Below are 16,123 nucleotides of genomic sequence, written 5' to 3' on the forward strand. Positions count from 1 at the left end.
CTTCAGCTGCCAAAAATAAGAAGCCCGGCTAGCCGGGCTTTTTTACGCCTTAATAAAAGCAGCGCTACTAATCTCTCAGCAGCGCTTATCATGATCAGTGAGCGGCGTAGAGCTGGTACAGCCAGAACACGATGATGCTCATTTGTGCGAGCCAGAGATTGCCACGGATAAAGACCATGGTGGCATTGGTGTTGATCACATGCACCGCACTTTGTGCCACACGCAGGCCGATAAAGACCATGGCTAACTCATCAATCAGTGCTAGCTGACCCATTGCGTAGGCAATAAACACTACCGTGGCAAATACCGGTAGGTTCTCTATACAGTTCATGTGCGCGTGCTGAACACGAGTCACTATGGCGGGGTCGACATGGCTTGCTGCACCGCGAGTCCATGAATTGGCAGCGGCTTTAAAGCTCAGTACCAATGCCACGCGATAGCCAACATAGCCAAGCGCTAAAACAACGGTGAGTGCGGTAAAACACAGAAGGGCGCAAATGGCCGGGGATAGGGGCGTCATAAAGACCTCGATTATTGAGTGCTGGCTTGATGCACAGCGACGCTTGGACTATAGCGCATAGACAGTCCGACAAAAGTTGTTTTTATCGTGCGATGAGCGGTAGTACTTATTCATTAATGTCGTAAAGCTTGCGCCAAATGCTATGGCCGAGCTGATCAAATTCACGCACGGTTTGCACAAAGGCTTGGCGATCTTTGGCATTCACCAGCGGCTCAGGCAGCAAGGGATCGAAAATCACATGGCGAATCGCTTGGCCGCCAAGCAAAAAGCATTCGCGTGCGGCCACCTCTGGGTCCAAGTCACTAGCGCGCGCCATCCATGCACGAAGTTGAATTTGCACGCTTTCATATTGCCGAGTCAGCGCCTCAATATCCCAGAGTTTCAGCATTTCTTTCTCACGCGCGGGCGCCCAATCATTTGCGCTAAAAACGCTGGCATCGCTTTCAAGGCCTAGGCTGTGCAGACGTTTGCGTACGGCATCAACATCCTTCTCGATATTATTGGGGCGTACGTGCAGGCCTTTGTCGAGTTCGCGGAAGCCGAGCATTTGTAGGGCACGTTCGCGACGATTCAAGGCGGTGCGATCGCTACGGCCAAGGCCGGCGGAAAACACCACCAGCCAATCTTTTTGCCATGGTCGTAGGCGTTGTTCAGCCTGTCGCCAAGTCGCGATGTCGCCAGCAAGGTCGCGCGCAGCGGTGGCTAGGCGGTAGCTACCTCGGCCTGCGCCTTCAATTAGACCTTCTGCAGATAAGCGTACCAAAGCCACACGCACGGAGTTTTCGGAAATATCGAAGGTGCGACAGGCTAAAATAGCTTCGCGTGCACTAAGCACATGGGCGTCGCTAGCAAGCATGACATCGAGAATTAAATGGCGGGCATTGAGTTTCATAGTAATAATTTCGGGTCTTGGCGGGCGCTGGGCACTAAGGCGCCAATGATGGCGAAGCGTTTAGCTTGTGACAAGCGGGTAGCTCTCTGGGTATGCTGTGTTTTTTCCGATGGTGAGCCGTATTATGTCGTGGATGAATTTAAGCCGTGAAGGCGATGTCTGGCTGATGACCTTGTGTCATGGCGATAACCGCTTTAATAACGAGTCGATGGCAGCGTGGAATGAAGCGCTAGACACCATCGAAGCCACTGAAGGCAATGCCGCCTTGGTAATTACTGCCGATGATCCTAAGTTTTTTAGCAATGGCATCGATATTGAGCCAATTTTAGCGACTCATGGCTTTCCCTACTTTCTCAATGATTTTGCCCCGCGCTTAGAGGCACTGTTCTTGCGTGTTGCACGCTTTCCCATGCCAGTAGCATTCGCGCTCAATGGCCACACCTATGCGGGCGGCGCCATTATGGCTTCTGCGGGTGATATTCGCTTTATGCGCGCTGATCGTGGCCGTTTCTGCTTCCCTGAAGTCAATATCAAAGTGCCTTTCACTCCATTGATGACCGAAGTCGTGCGCCTATTACCAAATAGCGCAGGCGCCTGGGAAATGATGAGCACTGGTGTGGCCTGGGGTGGTGAAGAGGCCGTGGCTAAAGGCGTGATTGAGCATGCTCTGAGCGCGGAGGCTTTGTTGCCAACAGCAATGGCATGGGCGACTGAAATGGCGAAGAAAGATCGCGCCACGTATACGCTGATTAAGCGTCGCTTCCGTGTTGCGCTGGATGTGTATTTGTCGAAGTAAATTTACAGGCAAAAAGAAGCCCCTAAGTTAGGGGCTTCTTCGTTTTTGTGACGCTATTGCTTACTAACCACAGTTCACACCAAGTAGACCAAGCACGAGTGGGCCGAGTACTGGTAGTGCGCATAGAGGTGCTGCCTGATCCAGTGGCAACATGTCTAAGGGTAGGCTATCCAGTGGGCTACCACCTGTTCCGCCATCACCGCAGCTGCCGCCTGTTGCTGCAACTAGCTGTGGTCCAATTACTGGAATGGCACAAAGCGCTGTAGCGTCAGGTAAGCCTGAGCCATCTGCAGGCGCATCGCTGCAACTACCGCCTGCTGCACCAACCAATGCTGGGCCAACACCAGGAATTATGCAGAGCTGTTCAGGTGAGATGGGTGAGTCGCTACCGCTACCGCTGTCACACGATTGGCCAGCGCCTTCAACTAGTGCTGGGCCTATGACTGGGATAGCACACAGTGCTGCAAGCTGCTCAGCTCCGGGGATTGCAGGAATTGCTGTGCCACCACCAGAGCCAGTGCATGTTCCGCCTGCACCTTCTACGAGGGTTGGGCCAAGTGTTGGGATAGCGCAAAGTGCTGCTAACTGCTCAACGCCAGGAATGGAGCCGCCACCAGTACATGCACCACCTGCGCCGCCAACTAGTGCTGGGCCAACACCGGGGATGGCACAGAGCTGTTCAAGTGAAATTGGGGAGTCGCCGCCAGCGCCTGCTTCACACGTGCCACCGGCACCTTCTACTAATGCTGGGCCAATAGCTGGAATAGCGCATAAAGCTGCTAGTTGTTCTACACCAGGGAGTCCACCGTCTGTGCCACCAGTGCCTTCGCCACAAGTGCCGCCAGAACCTTCAACAATGGCTGGGCCTAGGGTTGGGATGGCACATAGTGCTGCTAATGGGCTTTCACCACCAGTGCCACCACCAGTGCCACCACCAGTGCCACCACCAGTGCCACCACCAGTGCCACCACCAGTGCCACCACCAGTGCCACCACCAGATTCTTCATTACTTAGGGTGCCGAAGCTTTCTTCGGTGCCACAGGCTGTCAGCGCTAAGCTTGCCGCGCATAGCGCGATGAGCGAGATTTTTTTTATGTTCATGAGGTGCCCTGTTTTGTAGTTATTGTTTCACCAGAGGAACTTATCATTATGAGATGACGTTGTCAGCCAAGATAAGTCAAGTTCTTGTATGTAACGCTAAATCAAATTTAGCTGACATTATGTATAGATAGTGTAACAATTTTGACTCTGAAGGCAGCAATAGTCATAAAAATGCCTAATGTCGGCTTTTTTGCCTATTGCTTGTGATCCAAAAGACTTTCACTGTATGCAGGTGACGTCCAACCATCGCCGGAAAAGGCTGGCGATTTTCTGCGTCAACGGTAGGGTGCGGGTATCGGCCTCAGCGTGGTTTAACCAACGACCCATGGCCAGTAAGCCTTCGGTGGATTAGGCGATCACGCATTGCCTATGAATGGAAAGCATCATGGGCAATGTCGGCAAAACCTTTATTGAGCTTTTTTTATTTTCGCGTAGTTGTACCGGGTTTGGATTTAACATTTGGCCATATAAGGCTGAGTGTTGTGAGGCTAGCTACCGCTAGATGGAATGACTTCTATTAAAGCGTCGCCAGCGCTAATTAAATCGGCACGATTTTATAACACGCGCATATGCGAGCTCGTTGCCTTGGTGTAGATGAGGCTTGGCGATGATGTGATTTGTTATTTCTGTTGTGACTTGTATTAGTATTGTTCTTGTCCTATTGCAATGCAATGCAGTGGTGTTTTTTATATAAATGAAGTTTCTCAAATCCCAGAAGCAAAAAACCCGCATCGCACAAGGCTTTGCAGGTTTTAATGTTTGGTGGGCGATACTGGGATCGAACCAGTGACCCCCCGTGTGAAAGAAAAACACACTACCGTCACAAATAACCTGATTCTACATTAAAGCACTCAAAAGCCCTGTATTTGTTAGCTCTTACGGGCTTTAGGTATTTTTAATCGCGCACACAATGTGCTTTTAGGTGTTTTTATGGTTGTGGTTTTTGTCACTACGATGTCACAAAAAATGTGACATCGTGACACTATTTTGTGACCCCTACTTGGTTTTTTTGTGACTACGTGCGATAAAAACACTACTAAGCATTGCTATGTAGGTGGCGCAAGGTGGATGCCCAAGCAGCCTTTCAAAAAATAGCTATTCAATCCCGGTCAATGCCGACTGACCGATTGGCTGAGTCATGGCTTGGCTTCAGCAAAAGCGATGATTGTTTAATAACTTATTCGGCTGAAGAGGCATTTATTCAGCCTCCTGATAATCCTCCAATTCAAGACCTCCAGGGTGTCGAGTTTGTATCGGGAAATTATCTTAAATCCCTGTTGGTTGAAGACATAGATGAGGCTGATTGCGAGTTAGAACCTGCAGGTAATCTTTCCGACATTGTTCTGTTGCGACCAATTCTTCTAGTCAAGCAACCAAACCCTGTCATTACTGGCGATATTCGCCATTCGACTTTGCTTATTAGAAAGCTAAATCCTGAGCGTTTGTATCCTGTCGTTTGGGTGAATCGGCTTGTGAGTAACATCACTGTGGAAAGTACGGCGAAGAGTCAAAAAGCATCAAAGCCAACTAAAGCATCACAATTACCAATCCCTAAAAAAGCCCTATCAAAGGGTGATATTTCTAGAAGAGAGGCTGAGTCCCTTGGTATCTCTCCAGCCGCATTGCGTAAACGAAAAAGTCGTGAGCGGTTGAGGAGATTGGCAAATGAAAAAAAATAATCTCCATGACCTCAGATCGCTGTTAGGTGGGCTCCAGCTAACCGACAGGCTTCTTCATCTAACAGACGCCTCGGCATATCTCGTCTGCTTTATTCCGGCTATTGATCGTCTCGCGTATTTGGTTGATACATATCCAGCTGCCTTTACGGGCCTTGGAATTCCTCCCAGTGAAGAAATGCGAGCATGGACAAAAGCCGCTAGAGAGGAGATGAGTACTTGGCCAAATGAGTATAGAGAACTAGCTCTGCACATCAACAAGAGCGGTATTGAGGCCAGCCAAAAAGCCGTCGGTGAGGCGCAACATCCGCTCAAGGGGTATGGCATGTGGTCTCACGGGACTTATGCAGCCTTGATTGTGACCAAGCCTACAAAGGATTCTTTGCCTGCGCTAGTGCAAGGGTTTGACCATGTTTCAGCTTGGGTGCTGGCAATTACCATAAAGTACAACTTGAAAGTTGATTGGATTGACTACTTGAGGAAGGTAAGTCACAAAAACCTTCAGGAGTATATGCAGCACAACAAAGGCCAATTTCAGTCTCGAGCAGCGGCCGCTGCACAAGGTCTTGTTCGACTGCAACAGATGCATGGACCACTTAAGCATTTTAAAAGGCTAGCCGACAAAAATAAAAATGCACTTGGATTATCAAATGTCTTATCGGACATAGTTAGCTTATTAACTGAAACAAATGGTCGTGGTAAAGATGGCTTTGGTAAAGATGAAAATGAGCACAGGATAACCATAGATCACCTTCAAAAAATTATTCGGCTGCTGGGTGAAAAGTCTGCACCAAAGCGGAAGACTGCCGACGACACCGACACCGACACCGACACCGACACCGACACCGACACCGACACCGACACCGACACCGACACCGACACCGACACCAATCTTAAGGAGCAAAAACTACTAGAAGAAGAGCATCAACGCTTTCCTCCGGAGAAAGATAATCACCTTGGTGTGAGTGGCTACAGAAGTCTCATCGATGCCGATAGTTACCCAACATTTTTACCAACCACTCGAATCGAGTTTCGTAACGAGGAGGAAGTCCTTGAAGGGCCGATTTTCAGTGAGCCCACTGATGTTGATCTAACCTTTGCGCAGGATAATGATTTAGCGATCGAGGAGGTAGTCGAGCTTTTGCCCTATGAGGTCGACAAACTAGATTTCGAAGACCAGGAGCAGGATGAGCACACGCTCAAGGTTGTGACAATTAACGCGGCCGACTTTCGACGGCGCATGGCGGAAAGACAGCCAACGAGGGTGTCATACGTCGGTCTAGATGCACGCTACGGTTTAGCGGTTTATCTTCAGGCGAATATGATGGGTCAAGGTAATGATTCAGCAGCATCAATCTTGATCGCTCTGGCATGGGTAACGGGCCGTGATGTAGAAAAACTAAGCAGCCACTTAATCAATATTGGGGCGGATGAAGAGGTTGAAACTCTGCCAGATTATTATACGGTTGCCTTAAATTTGAATGATCGACGTCTCTGGATTCGGCTTAATCAACCTGATGTCTATCCAGTTAACTCAGTAAATGCTCGGCAAACTAAACGCTGGATAAACGTTCCCGACTTCATGGATGTATTAAAATATGTCAAAGCTCTTGATCAAAATGTCATCAATGAAGTTGAGCTAGGAGGAGCGCTAGCTAGGCACTTAGTTTGCATACAAAAGCAATTTGGCATCTCTACAGGTCAAATCCAAAATATGTTGGCTGAAACCCTGATTGCAAATGAGGGTCATGGTTGTACCGCCATGTTACTCACAGAAGTAAGTACTAAGAGTCGTCTCATAAATCTCCACTATTTATCTCCTCGTCGAGATTGCGTGATCGATGCGTATAGAGATGCCATGGTTGAAATGCTCGGATTACCTAATGAGCATTTTACAAAAAAAGGGAACCGCTCCGATGACTTTGTTGGTTTGCACATGTGCCCATCCGAGGCGAGTGTTCATGATGCGATTCACACATTGGCTTCTGTTCCGATTGATACTGGTGAGTGGCAGAAAGCACACAATCAGATAGTACTTGCGACGATTATGTTGCTCGCCGCCTCCGTGGGCGTCAGAGATGCACTGTCACTTAACCCAAATGCCTTTGAGATTTTCAATGGTTTTGGCGTTTGCCATTATGTTGAAAAGAGTGAAATGCGTGTCGTGTACTTACCGAAGTTAGTCATTGATCAACTACTCGCCTATGACGAACACCACGCTGTTTTGAACAAAATTTGGCGGCTAACGCACTCCAGTGATGAGATTCATCCCGATCTCTTTTTCCTGTTTGATGATGAAGGTCATCCGGCAACGTTTCATCCGAAGTCATTTTCAAGATATGTTGAAGCGTTTGGTGTCGACTTTGACATGCCGCTTAACGGCTTACGTAGGCTGATTTTTACCCGACTATATGAGATGCGCGACTTTGGACCCTACTTGGATATCTTTATTGGTCATGCAACAGAGGGGCTAAGGCCCTGGGTTCAACAGTCTGGAGCTCGCATGAGCGAGCTGTCTCGAATAGCGAAAAAAATCGATGATTTATTGAATTTTGAGCTCAATTGGCCAATCGTCCGAGGCTGTTCCAATGCCCCAGTCTCTTGAGCAACTTTTAGCTTCACGTTTTTCACAGTGGCCTAACAGGTTGAGTTCATTCCTTAATGAATCAACTGAGACTCAACAATGGTTGCTGCAGTGTGTCTTAGAAGCGCATGCGAAAGCGGAAACAACAGGTGCAATCCAACCATTGTATTTGGCAACAGCGAATAAAAATGGCGCTGTGATTGCGCTGCGCGAAATTCTTAAGGTCATGGGCAGTAGCGATGAACTTTTTAAACATCGCATAGAGTTGCAAACAGTCGTAAGACGCTACTTGTCGACCTGTGGCTTTGCACGAGCGAATGAGCTGCTTGTGAGCAATGCTGGCGCTGAGACTGCGGTGTTGGATGAGCCTGAGTTGTCACCCTTTAGTTATCACCAAATTGCCCTGAGTCAGCATGCGCTTGTCGAGGAGTTAAATAGCATCTATCTCGCTAAAGCGAAGCCATTTACCGAAGACGAGGTATTTGGTGGTGTCATTTTTTGCCTGATGACCCGAGACGGGGTGTTATCGCTTCCTGAATTAAGACAAGTACTTGTTGAGCTGCAGTCAGGTCGTTTGGCTCGACTTGGAAAGCTTTTTTATGTGTGCGGACCGATTGGAAAAGGCGGCCAGCAATTCCGGCGACTATTTTTAAGTCCCTTAACACTTGCCTTTATATTTCGGTGGCTAACCTTGCAACCAGCCCAAGAGTTCTCAGTCACTACGATCAATGTTGGCATTGACGCGCTTGCCTCCAGACTGTCTCAGCACGCAGATATCACGTGGAGAAAGTTTAAAGGGCTTCAGAATGCGGCGATCAGATATTTGAGGCTTCAAGATAATACGCCTCAACACGTTGTTGATTTCATGACCGGTGAGATCTCCAGTACCTCTCTATCAGAGAGCTGCTGGACTAGATTGTTTGATTTTCAACCCGACCTTCGTATGTTGGTTCACGAAGAGGAGGCCAGAGAACTGCGTCGGCGGGAGATCGAAAAGCCCAAAATTGTGCGCCCGGGATTTGTGCAAGAGATATGCCGTTCACTGGCTGAAAAACCTCAGGAAAAAGCAAAGAAACATACGCTTTTCATGTTGGCCCCCATCATTAATCGTGACACCACCCAGCCTGAGTTGTTGGTCCAATTGGCGGAGTTTGTTGATTGGATGTTACGGGTAGTTGGTCTTGAGAGCAGCACAACCAAGATGCACTTGGAGAACTTATCTCAGGTGTTGTTTCCGATGGTATCGAGCTTAAGCCACCGTATCGATAACCCTGACACTTGGGAGTCCATGGTTGAAAATATGCTCGGTGATGAGACGCGCTATTCCAAGGCCATCGACGCGGTATCGAAGTTTTCGGATTTTTTGACGCGCACCGAAGGGGAGCAGTTCGCATCTGCTGGTTTTTCAGCAGCAGCTCTCGTCAACGCTAACATCATCACGATGGAGCAGAAGGATCTGGTGGTCTCTCGCATCAGATTAAAGTTGCAGTCTTCCGATCCATTAATGGCAGATGTCGCTTGTTACTTGGTTGAGTTGGCATTTGGTTTGGGTGCGCGCCGATGGGAGCTGCTAGGACTTCATTTTTCTGACGTCTTGGGCCCACTGGAGGCAATGATTAGGTTTGTGAAAAACTTAAGCAGAGCTCTAAAAACAGATGCCTCTACTCGGCAGCTAACTCTTCAGCATCTATTGGACGAGCCTTTTTTTAAAGATTGGCAGCAGTTTTCAACTTGCCAGCCAGCTGAGGACAAAAATACCAATATCCTCGAGGCGAGAGGGTTCGATATTAAAAGTGCTGAGAGCAAGATGTTTTCTGTGATCTCAGCGAGCTTGAAAGAGGTGGCCGGCTTAGCCGATGTCAGTTTTCATAGCCTGCGCCACAGCGCTGCTTGTCGATTTATGCTGTCTTTACACTGGGAATTTGTGAGCTTTCTTGAAATTGAAGGAAGTCGATATTTCGATCAAATCGAAAAAGAGTCTCTTGCAATCGAGAAAGCTTTGTTAAGAAAAAATACGCAGAACTTTTTGGAGCACAAAACAGTCAGCGCGTTTCTAGGTCATTTGAGCTATCGCACCACGGCAGCACATTATTTTCATTTTTACTGCCTCCTGCGCTCTAGCTACCTGATGCTCACTAATATGGCTAGCTTATTAAAAGATGAGTCACATTATTTGGTGGCGGTAACGGAAGTGCCATTCGATTTGCCAAATGATGAGCACATCACAGTTCAGCTTGATTTTTGTATAAAGGAAATGAGTGTTCCTGTGATCTCGATTACTACGCCATCTCAGCAGCCGACTAATTTGGTACTGGCAACTGACGGTGAGGAGATCAAGAAGCTGTTGATACGTGTGTCGGATATCTTGTTGCTTAGAACGGTGGCGGCCAAACAAACAGCAACTCAAGAGCTGTTACCAAACCAAAGTCACCGCACACCATTTTTATCATTGCTACATCGACGTGCTCATTATTTAGTGGATCTCCACCAAAAAGTGGGATTGATGAAGGTTGAAGGCCGAGGAACAGGCAAAAAAAGAGATCACGGATTTGAGCTTTTTCGCATGCCAGTGAATGCAGCAACACAAAGTGCGATTGGGGCCATCTTGGCCGAAATTGAGCGTATTTATACAGTGCCAGATCAGCCCAAAGCGACACGTGATCAGCGACGTGAGTTAGCTGAGCGTCTAGTCGATGCGATGCACTTTTACAGCCCACGGGATCTTGAGACCTTTAGTTTTGGACCTAAGGATGATGTCTCCCGCGTGCTGACACCAGTGATGGGTATCTTAAATCGCTCACAGGTTCAGTTGTGCTATTGGCAGAGAGAGAAGAAGCGTATGCCTGGCAAAGGGCCACGTGACGTAAATGGTCAAAAGATCTATGTGCAGCGCTTGATTGACTTACCGAAGATCAAAAAAGGCCGACTCATGGTGCGAATTGAAGCAGTCAATCAGCATGAGAACTATAAGCCAGCGGTACTGGCGTGGGTCATGACAGCGATGTATCTCGCATACGGTCATTCGTATTTGCTAAATCACAGTAACTTAGATTCTTAAGTCAAAGTGTTCATAACTTTGTTAGTTGAAGGTTGGCTTGGAGTTTTCCACGACAGTGGGTAGTCAACATATTTCTATGTCCAACCATGCTGCCAGATATCAATATTTTTTAGATCTTGCCATTCAATAGGCATTGAGCCCTTTGTCATAACGGCTTCTATTAGGCAAGAGGTAACAATACCTTCTTCGTCGAACTCGACATCAGTGATCATGAAATGCTTCTCTTTTGCTTGTGGCTTCTGTGCTGTCCACTTGCTGTGCAGAAGTTTTCGGGGATTAATTTTGTTCATAGCGCCTCTTCTAACAGTGCTCAGCATTTACAGCGTGATTGCCACAAATATGTCTGGAGCGCTTGGAGTTTGCAAAGCTAGATCGCTAAGTGATGCAATAACCTTAATATCATTTGGCGCCCCTCGAGTGGCTCAGATGATCATACGCTTCCATCTAGCGCCAAATGACTGAGATGGCTTGGTAATCCCCACAAATCAGAAGTCGGCCCAAATGGCCTAGCCCCTACTTCTGAGCCCTGTTAAAAAAGGGGGGATTACCGAGCGCTAGCTCCTGTATTCGTGTATTTCCTGAGATATGGATCATTCTTGACGCGAAGATTGCCCCGCATTCAGGGCACATCGCGGGTATTTCGACTGTGCTCATGGTTTTATCTCGCTCCTTGTCACTCAACGCCACGCTCTGCGACAAATTTGGAGCGCAGCGTAAAATTTGTCCGGTAGCAGTTCTTTGATAGGCATGGGCGCAAATTAATCTTCTTGATCCTCAGGATAAGGTAGAGGAGTTACAGCCACCCATCCTTCACGATCAGGTGCATTGTGACCAGTTTGTTTGTGACCGCCTTCGGTCGATATTACTTTCGCGCCCCTGTGAATGAAGGCTCGAACAACAGACTTACGCGGGTGGTCTTTATCTTCTTTTGCTGCGCTAACGATTGCCGTAAAACTCTGCGAATCAGGCTGCGTATCATGTTTAGTTCCAAGCCACCTATCTAATACTTCTGTTGACACATTGTGCCTTGAACCATGGTGGGGAATTTGTATTCGATCTACTCCTGGAAGTACCAGCCCGACATAAGGAGCAAAATCTGCGGCCTCATCAAGAGCTGCTCTTCCTGCGTCACCAGTGAGTAGTATTTTCATATCACATAAGCAAGCATATTGAATTACGCTCATGTTGTTTTCAGGGCTTGTATCGTCCGCTGGAAAATACTCATCACCCCAAGCTGACCTGATAAAATTTATAGCTTTTCTAATAATCAGGCCGGCTGCCTCGGCCAAAGTTTGTTCCTCTTCCTTTGTGGCTTCAGGGGTTTTTTCTGATTCCACAACAAGATCTAAATATCTCGTTTTAGATGGAGCCAACACATTAAATTCTCCTATTTTTGCACCTTGAAATGGCTCTGATATTCTTACCCCATTTTCTATTGCGAGCTCTTCTAAAGCCGCTAGGTTTGGATATATTTCTTTAAGCCTCTTCGCCAGGTTATCTGAAGAGGTAAAGCGGCTAAATCGATCAATTAGCTCATCTGCATATAGCCAGGGTCGCAGCATCCATAATGCACCTATTACGAACTCATCAAACAGCTTTCTAAGCCCACCTGCATGATCACCGTCGGGATGAGTAACGATTATAGCGTCAATATATTTCGGCCCCCCATAATATTTATTTATATGCTCTACTAATAAATCTCCTGTGGCTTGGAACCCTCCGTCAGTCACATGAATTCTGGTGGCACCACCGATTGAATACCGGAGAGGTATTGCATCACCGCTTTTTTTTGATTCAACGTTTAAAAAATCTATTTCGAAAAAGTCAGTCATAATTTATTCCCTGTCTTTTGCACTAGCTACGCGCCTAGTTATGTAAGCGGTTTGCTTGCTATATGAGAAAGCAAATAGAGCTAGCAATCCTATAATTGCTAGCTCTGGTGAAAAATCATTCAAAAATTGAAAGTGCTCAGACAATGATTCATATATCCTTAAAAAAGCGAGAAATATAAACAATGATAGAAAGGTTCTATACATATTATTTGCTTCTGAAAGAACTTCTATAAGCTTGTCTTTACTGGATGCTTCAACATAATCTCTATATTCCGAAAATTTAACAAACTTTATCCATTTAAGGAGCGGTTCAATAATAATAGAACCAATCCTGCTAATCACTAAACCAATGAAATAATATAGGAAAACACCAGTAAAAATCTCCTCTTGAACGAAGTTATATTTAGTTAATGATTTTGCTATCGCGACAAAAACCATCCCTGGCAGGAGATAGTTGAAAATATTGTATGTAGAAAGCTTTTCAAGTAAATCTTTCATAGCATTTGCTCTTTCTATTCAAGGCTTAACCGGATGCCTAAGGCCTGAATTAAGCCGAGCCGCGAAGCGGCTTCGGCTTGAATGAATTGTTAGGACTCAACCGTTACCGAGTCTGAGCTGACGCCGAACTGCTTTGCAACATGCGCAATCAATGCCTCTTCGGAATGAAATTCCATGTTGTCTATCAACTGTTGGTGGTCTTTAAGTTCATTCCCATCTTCATCGTCTGAGATGACCGAGCCGCAGCGAAGTACGACGAGCATGTCCTCTGGCATGTCATCGTCGAGGTGAACCACTACGTGTGCAATTTTTTTCATAGCGAGACTCCTTGGTTGGAGGTGAAACACTCTCATGAAGTGCCCCCTGTATTTAGTCAAGATCGCAGAAGGCCGTACATGAGTCCTAACACCTTTGTAACGGGCAGACAAACCGAAGGTTTAGCTCTCCTGCCATAAAGTGGCGTTCGTTGACAAACTTGTTATGAATTCGCATGTACAGAATAAAGACAAATATCATTATATAATTTCACTGCTTTTACAAAATTAATATGTTGAGTTAGGAGTATTCTCGGGGTTAATTTCGCCATAAACCTCATCAGGATCAACATCATTAATCAACAACATCTCTCTAACTACTTCAATATGATCCAATACCTTTTGGTAACTATCCCCATACTCAAATTTAGTTACTTCAATTGATTTTGGCATGTAGGTAAACGCAATTTTCAATGCATTTAGAGAAGACTGACTAATTTTTTCACTCATTTCAGTACTCTTTCTCTAATTTTCTGTATTCATAACTTAGTTTAAACCGCAGGGTTGCGGCTTAATAATTTTGACCAGCTGCATAAGGCAGTGTAGCGTGAAGAGAGTTCAAAGACATCAAAGCCTTGGAAACTTGAACGCAGCACTCTTTGCCATCAAATACCGCACTTCCTATTTCGTAAAGCACGCCATGCTTTTTTTGCGGCGACAATTTCGCTGCACAACAAAAAGGCTAGCGACAAATTGTGAATTACTGGCTAGGTACGCTACCGCCACTCAGTTGACGTAGTGCAATGAGATCAGTCTATCCTTGGAGACAGTGCAAAGTGGGTGATTGGCACATCCAAGCCGGTACGCTGGCGAAAGTGGTGTGCGACCGCATTCCCTGAGAAAGCTACAAATAACTTGTACCAAATAGCTCTTCATTTTGGCAAGCAGATGCCACTTAAACTCACCGCTAAACTACCTTCTGCGAGGCGTACACATCCTCGCTTCGAATATGCAAAAGCTGCCACTCAAACTCCTCAGGCGACGTCCCTCCATCTTCATTAGCACTCGGCTTAAGAATCTGCGCTTAATTTAAGCGCACTTCCTGCCAGTTGTCTGGTGTATGTTGAGGGCGATATGGCATTGAGTTGATGTAGTTGGATACTTACCTCGCGTAGCTAGCCTTGTTTTTTCTGACAAATTGGCTCGCTGGTTGATTGGGTTTTTCGATGAAAACTGAGGGTTTTGGCTCCAGCTTTCATCTAATCTGGATAGAGAATAGAAGCGGTATGCTAGATTCACTCAAAGCTTGGGCTACACGCCTTAAAAACGATGTTGTCACACTCATGTTTGCGAGTCGTGATCCAGAGACACCACTCTTGCCAAAGCTGCTTGCGATGGTAATCGTGGCGTATGCGTTAAGTCCCATTGACATTATCCCTGATTTTGTCCCAGTCATAGGTTATCTCGATGACCTTATTATCGTGCCTATTGGAGTTTGGATTTGTTTACGACTGATACCTTCGCCTTTAATTGCGGATAACAGAAAAAAGGCTGAGATATGGCTATCTAGTAAGCCCGCTAAAGTACACAGTGCGGCCGCTTTAGTAGTGATTATTGCTATTTGGCTAAGTTGTGCTTGGCTACTTTGGCGATGGGTTGTGCCGAAAATTAGCTAACTGGTTGATGAGAATCTACAAGCGACATCGCCTTGATTCCATCATTATCAGTTTATCAGCCTGGACCTATTACCGCTTCAATCTGAGCTTTCGTGATATCGGCGACTTGCTGGCAGAGAAGGGTATCTCTGCCAATTATGAGGCAACCCGTTTGTGGGGCATCAAGTTTGGACAAGCATGCGCTCGCAAGCTCAAGTAAAGACATGGTGGATTCGGCGATACGTTTTATCTTGATGAAGTATTCCTCAAGATAAACGGCAAGCAGCACTACTTGTGGTGAGCAGTCGATCAAGACTGTGAAGTGATAGGTGTTTATGTTCAGAGTCGCCGTACCGGTGCTGAAGCCCGGCAGCTCTTCAAGCGCTTGTTGCGCAGCAATGGTGGCGAGTCAAGAGCGATAGTTACTGATGGTTGGCAAGCTATAAAGTTGTTCAACGCGAGCTAATGCCTACGTCGCACCACAATACAGGTAAGTACGCGAACAACGGGGCTGAGCAATCGCATGAGTCGCCGTGGTTTCGGGAGCGAGGAATGCGACGGTTTAAATCTCTGAGCCAGACGCAGCTATTTCTAGCGAACCATGCAGCAGTATCAAGCTTATTCAGTCTTGGAAGACACCTAGCCTCAGCAAGCCATTATCGCCGAAGTAGGACAGCTGTGTTCGCAACATGGAGAGCGGTGGTTGCATAGAGGCGCAAAGGTCAATTTTTGCTGTGCCTGGAAGTTAACTTGTCAGTACCGTTATGAGATGGTTTTGGCTTACTACAGATGAGTATGTCTATCATGCTGTGGTTCTGATTCCATTGAGGTCAGTCCTTGAAGAATGCCGCAAGTTATAATTGACTGTTTGTTTTGACATCGCCGACTAAGCTCGCTGAGTTTTTCTTTGAGCTGGGACAGTTCAGCTATGCGCAAGTCGACATGGTCGATGTGCTCATCAAGAAGTTGATTCACAGCACTGCAATCACCTGCAGGCTGAGTGACAAAACTCTGTAGTGCACGGATCTCCTCCAGTGTCATATCTAGTGCACGACAATTGCGAATGAAGCGTAGTTGATCGACGTGCACGCTTCCATAGTGACGATAGTTGCTTGCTGTTCGCGCGGGTGCTGGCAGAAGTCCAACTTTTTCGTAATAGCGCACCGTTTCTACGGTGCATTGTGCCTCGTGAGAAAGCTCTCCTATCTTCATTGATTGGACTCCAATACGCTTGACTCTAAAGTTACTTTAGGGTTT

General features: G+C 46.7%; 14 protein-coding genes and 1 pseudogene. 6 read left to right on the forward strand and 9 right to left on the reverse strand.

Annotated features, from left to right (window positions below; genetic code table 11):
- Positions 1-94: 94 nt before the first annotated feature.
- A complete protein-coding gene (locus ACFQ0F_RS01655; RefSeq protein ID WP_379068399.1) occupies positions 95-520 on the reverse strand; it encodes an MAPEG family protein in 426 nt (141 codons plus the stop codon).
- A gap of 106 nt (positions 521-626) precedes the next feature.
- Complete coding sequence (locus tag ACFQ0F_RS01660) at positions 627-1,412, reverse strand: PaaX family transcriptional regulator C-terminal domain-containing protein (RefSeq protein ID WP_379068402.1); 786 nt, start codon at positions 1,410-1,412, stop codon at positions 627-629.
- A 124-nt stretch (positions 1,413-1,536) separates the two neighbouring features.
- Here ACFQ0F_RS01660 and ACFQ0F_RS01665 point away from each other — a divergent pair, with 124 nt between their 5' ends.
- Entirely contained in the window at positions 1,537-2,208 is a 672-nt protein-coding gene (locus ACFQ0F_RS01665; RefSeq protein ID WP_379068405.1) for an enoyl-CoA hydratase/isomerase family protein, read from the forward strand.
- Between the two features lie 63 nt (positions 2,209-2,271).
- Here the strand turns inward: ACFQ0F_RS01665 and ACFQ0F_RS01670 are convergent, their stop codons facing one another.
- Complete coding sequence (locus tag ACFQ0F_RS01670; protein WP_379068408.1) at positions 2,272-3,309, reverse strand: hypothetical protein; 1,038 nt, start codon at positions 3,307-3,309, stop codon at positions 2,272-2,274.
- A 1,064-nt stretch (positions 3,310-4,373) separates the two neighbouring features.
- Between ACFQ0F_RS01670 and ACFQ0F_RS01675 the strand changes: the two genes are divergently transcribed.
- The 3 genes from ACFQ0F_RS01675 to ACFQ0F_RS01685 are packed head-to-tail and all read left to right on the forward strand — an operon-like array spanning position 4,374 to position 10,627.
- On the forward strand, positions 4,374-4,988 hold the full coding sequence (locus ACFQ0F_RS01675) for a hypothetical protein (RefSeq protein WP_379068411.1): 615 nt from the start codon (positions 4,374-4,376) through the stop codon (positions 4,986-4,988).
- On the forward strand, positions 4,975-7,590 hold the full coding sequence (locus tag ACFQ0F_RS01680) for a hypothetical protein (RefSeq protein ID WP_379068414.1): 2,616 nt from the start codon (positions 4,975-4,977) through the stop codon (positions 7,588-7,590). Before ACFQ0F_RS01675 ends, ACFQ0F_RS01680 begins: the two co-directional genes overlap by 14 nt.
- Positions 7,574-10,627 carry a hypothetical protein gene (locus tag ACFQ0F_RS01685; RefSeq protein ID WP_379068417.1) on the forward strand — a complete coding sequence of 1,018 codons (3,054 nt, stop codon included), beginning with the start codon at positions 7,574-7,576 and terminating at the stop codon, positions 10,625-10,627. Before ACFQ0F_RS01680 ends, ACFQ0F_RS01685 begins: the two co-directional genes overlap by 17 nt.
- 74 nt (positions 10,628-10,701) lie before the next feature.
- Here the strand turns inward: ACFQ0F_RS01685 and ACFQ0F_RS01690 are convergent, their stop codons facing one another.
- From ACFQ0F_RS01690 to ACFQ0F_RS01710, 5 genes are all read right to left on the reverse strand, one after another.
- Positions 10,702-10,917, reverse strand: a complete 216-nt coding sequence (locus ACFQ0F_RS01690; RefSeq protein WP_379068420.1) for a TIGR02450 family Trp-rich protein — start codon at positions 10,915-10,917, stop codon at positions 10,702-10,704.
- A gap of 468 nt (positions 10,918-11,385) precedes the next feature.
- Positions 11,386-12,459 carry a ComEC/Rec2 family competence protein gene (locus ACFQ0F_RS01695; RefSeq protein ID WP_379068423.1) on the reverse strand — a complete coding sequence of 358 codons (1,074 nt, stop codon included), beginning with the start codon at positions 12,457-12,459 and terminating at the stop codon, positions 11,386-11,388.
- 3 nt (positions 12,460-12,462) lie between these two features.
- Positions 12,463-12,957: a hypothetical protein gene (locus tag ACFQ0F_RS01700; protein WP_379068426.1), complete on the reverse strand. Its 495-nt coding sequence runs from the start codon at positions 12,955-12,957 to the stop codon at positions 12,463-12,465.
- 89 nt (positions 12,958-13,046) lie between these two features.
- A complete protein-coding gene (locus tag ACFQ0F_RS01705) occupies positions 13,047-13,274 on the reverse strand; it encodes a hypothetical protein (protein ID WP_379068428.1) in 228 nt (75 codons plus the stop codon).
- Between the two features lie 225 nt (positions 13,275-13,499).
- Positions 13,500-13,721 carry a hypothetical protein gene (locus tag ACFQ0F_RS01710; protein ID WP_379068431.1) on the reverse strand — a complete coding sequence of 74 codons (222 nt, stop codon included), beginning with the start codon at positions 13,719-13,721 and terminating at the stop codon, positions 13,500-13,502.
- Between the two features lie 716 nt (positions 13,722-14,437).
- Between ACFQ0F_RS01710 and ACFQ0F_RS01715 the strand changes: the two genes are divergently transcribed.
- Both ACFQ0F_RS01715 and ACFQ0F_RS01720 read left to right on the forward strand, forming a co-directional pair.
- Entirely contained in the window at positions 14,438-14,887 is a 450-nt protein-coding gene (locus ACFQ0F_RS01715; protein WP_379068434.1) for a YkvA family protein, read from the forward strand.
- Positions 14,888-15,179: 292 nt separating this feature from the next.
- Positions 15,180-15,332, forward strand: a pseudogene (locus tag ACFQ0F_RS01720) (hypothetical protein); the annotation flags it as partial.
- Positions 15,333-15,649: 317 nt separating this feature from the next.
- Here ACFQ0F_RS01720 and cadR read toward each other — a convergent pair.
- Positions 15,650-16,078, reverse strand: coding sequence for a Cd(II)/Pb(II)-responsive transcriptional regulator (cadR, locus tag ACFQ0F_RS01725; RefSeq protein ID WP_116208963.1), 429 nt, complete (start codon positions 16,076-16,078; stop codon positions 15,650-15,652).
- Positions 16,079-16,123: the final 45 nt, after the last annotated feature.

Source organism: Paraperlucidibaca wandonensis (assembly GCF_042677145.1).
GTDB classification, from domain to species: Bacteria; Pseudomonadota; Gammaproteobacteria; order Pseudomonadales; family Moraxellaceae; genus Perlucidibaca; species Perlucidibaca wandonensis.

Excerpts from the sequence above, each read along its gene's own strand:
- ACFQ0F_RS01660 (WP_379068402.1), bottom strand. The coding sequence starts at position 1,412 with ATGAAACTCAATGCCCGCCATTTAATTCTCGATGTCATGCTTGCTAGC.
- ACFQ0F_RS01680 (WP_379068414.1), top strand. The coding sequence starts at position 4,975 with ATGAAAAAAAATAATCTCCATGACCTCAGATCGCTGTTAGGTGGGCTC.
- ACFQ0F_RS01715 (WP_379068434.1), top strand. The coding sequence starts at position 14,438 with ATGAAAACTGAGGGTTTTGGCTCCAGCTTTCATCTAATCTGGATAGAG.
- ACFQ0F_RS01665 (WP_379068405.1), top strand. The coding sequence starts at position 1,537 with ATGTCGTGGATGAATTTAAGCCGTGAAGGCGATGTCTGGCTGATGACC.
- cadR (WP_116208963.1), bottom strand. The coding sequence starts at position 16,078 with ATGAAGATAGGAGAGCTTTCTCACGAGGCACAATGCACCGTAGAAACG.
- ACFQ0F_RS01670 (WP_379068408.1), bottom strand. The coding sequence starts at position 3,309 with ATGAACATAAAAAAAATCTCGCTCATCGCGCTATGCGCGGCAAGCTTA.
- ACFQ0F_RS01705 (WP_379068428.1), bottom strand. The coding sequence starts at position 13,274 with ATGAAAAAAATTGCACACGTAGTGGTTCACCTCGACGATGACATGCCA.
- ACFQ0F_RS01690 (WP_379068420.1), bottom strand. The coding sequence starts at position 10,917 with ATGAACAAAATTAATCCCCGAAAACTTCTGCACAGCAAGTGGACAGCA.
- ACFQ0F_RS01685 (WP_379068417.1), top strand. The coding sequence starts at position 7,574 with ATGCCCCAGTCTCTTGAGCAACTTTTAGCTTCACGTTTTTCACAGTGG.
- ACFQ0F_RS01700 (WP_379068426.1), bottom strand. The coding sequence starts at position 12,957 with ATGAAAGATTTACTTGAAAAGCTTTCTACATACAATATTTTCAACTAT.
- ACFQ0F_RS01655 (WP_379068399.1), bottom strand. The coding sequence starts at position 520 with ATGACGCCCCTATCCCCGGCCATTTGCGCCCTTCTGTGTTTTACCGCA.
- ACFQ0F_RS01695 (WP_379068423.1), bottom strand. The coding sequence starts at position 12,459 with ATGACTGACTTTTTCGAAATAGATTTTTTAAACGTTGAATCAAAAAAA.
- ACFQ0F_RS01710 (WP_379068431.1), bottom strand. The coding sequence starts at position 13,721 with ATGAGTGAAAAAATTAGTCAGTCTTCTCTAAATGCATTGAAAATTGCG.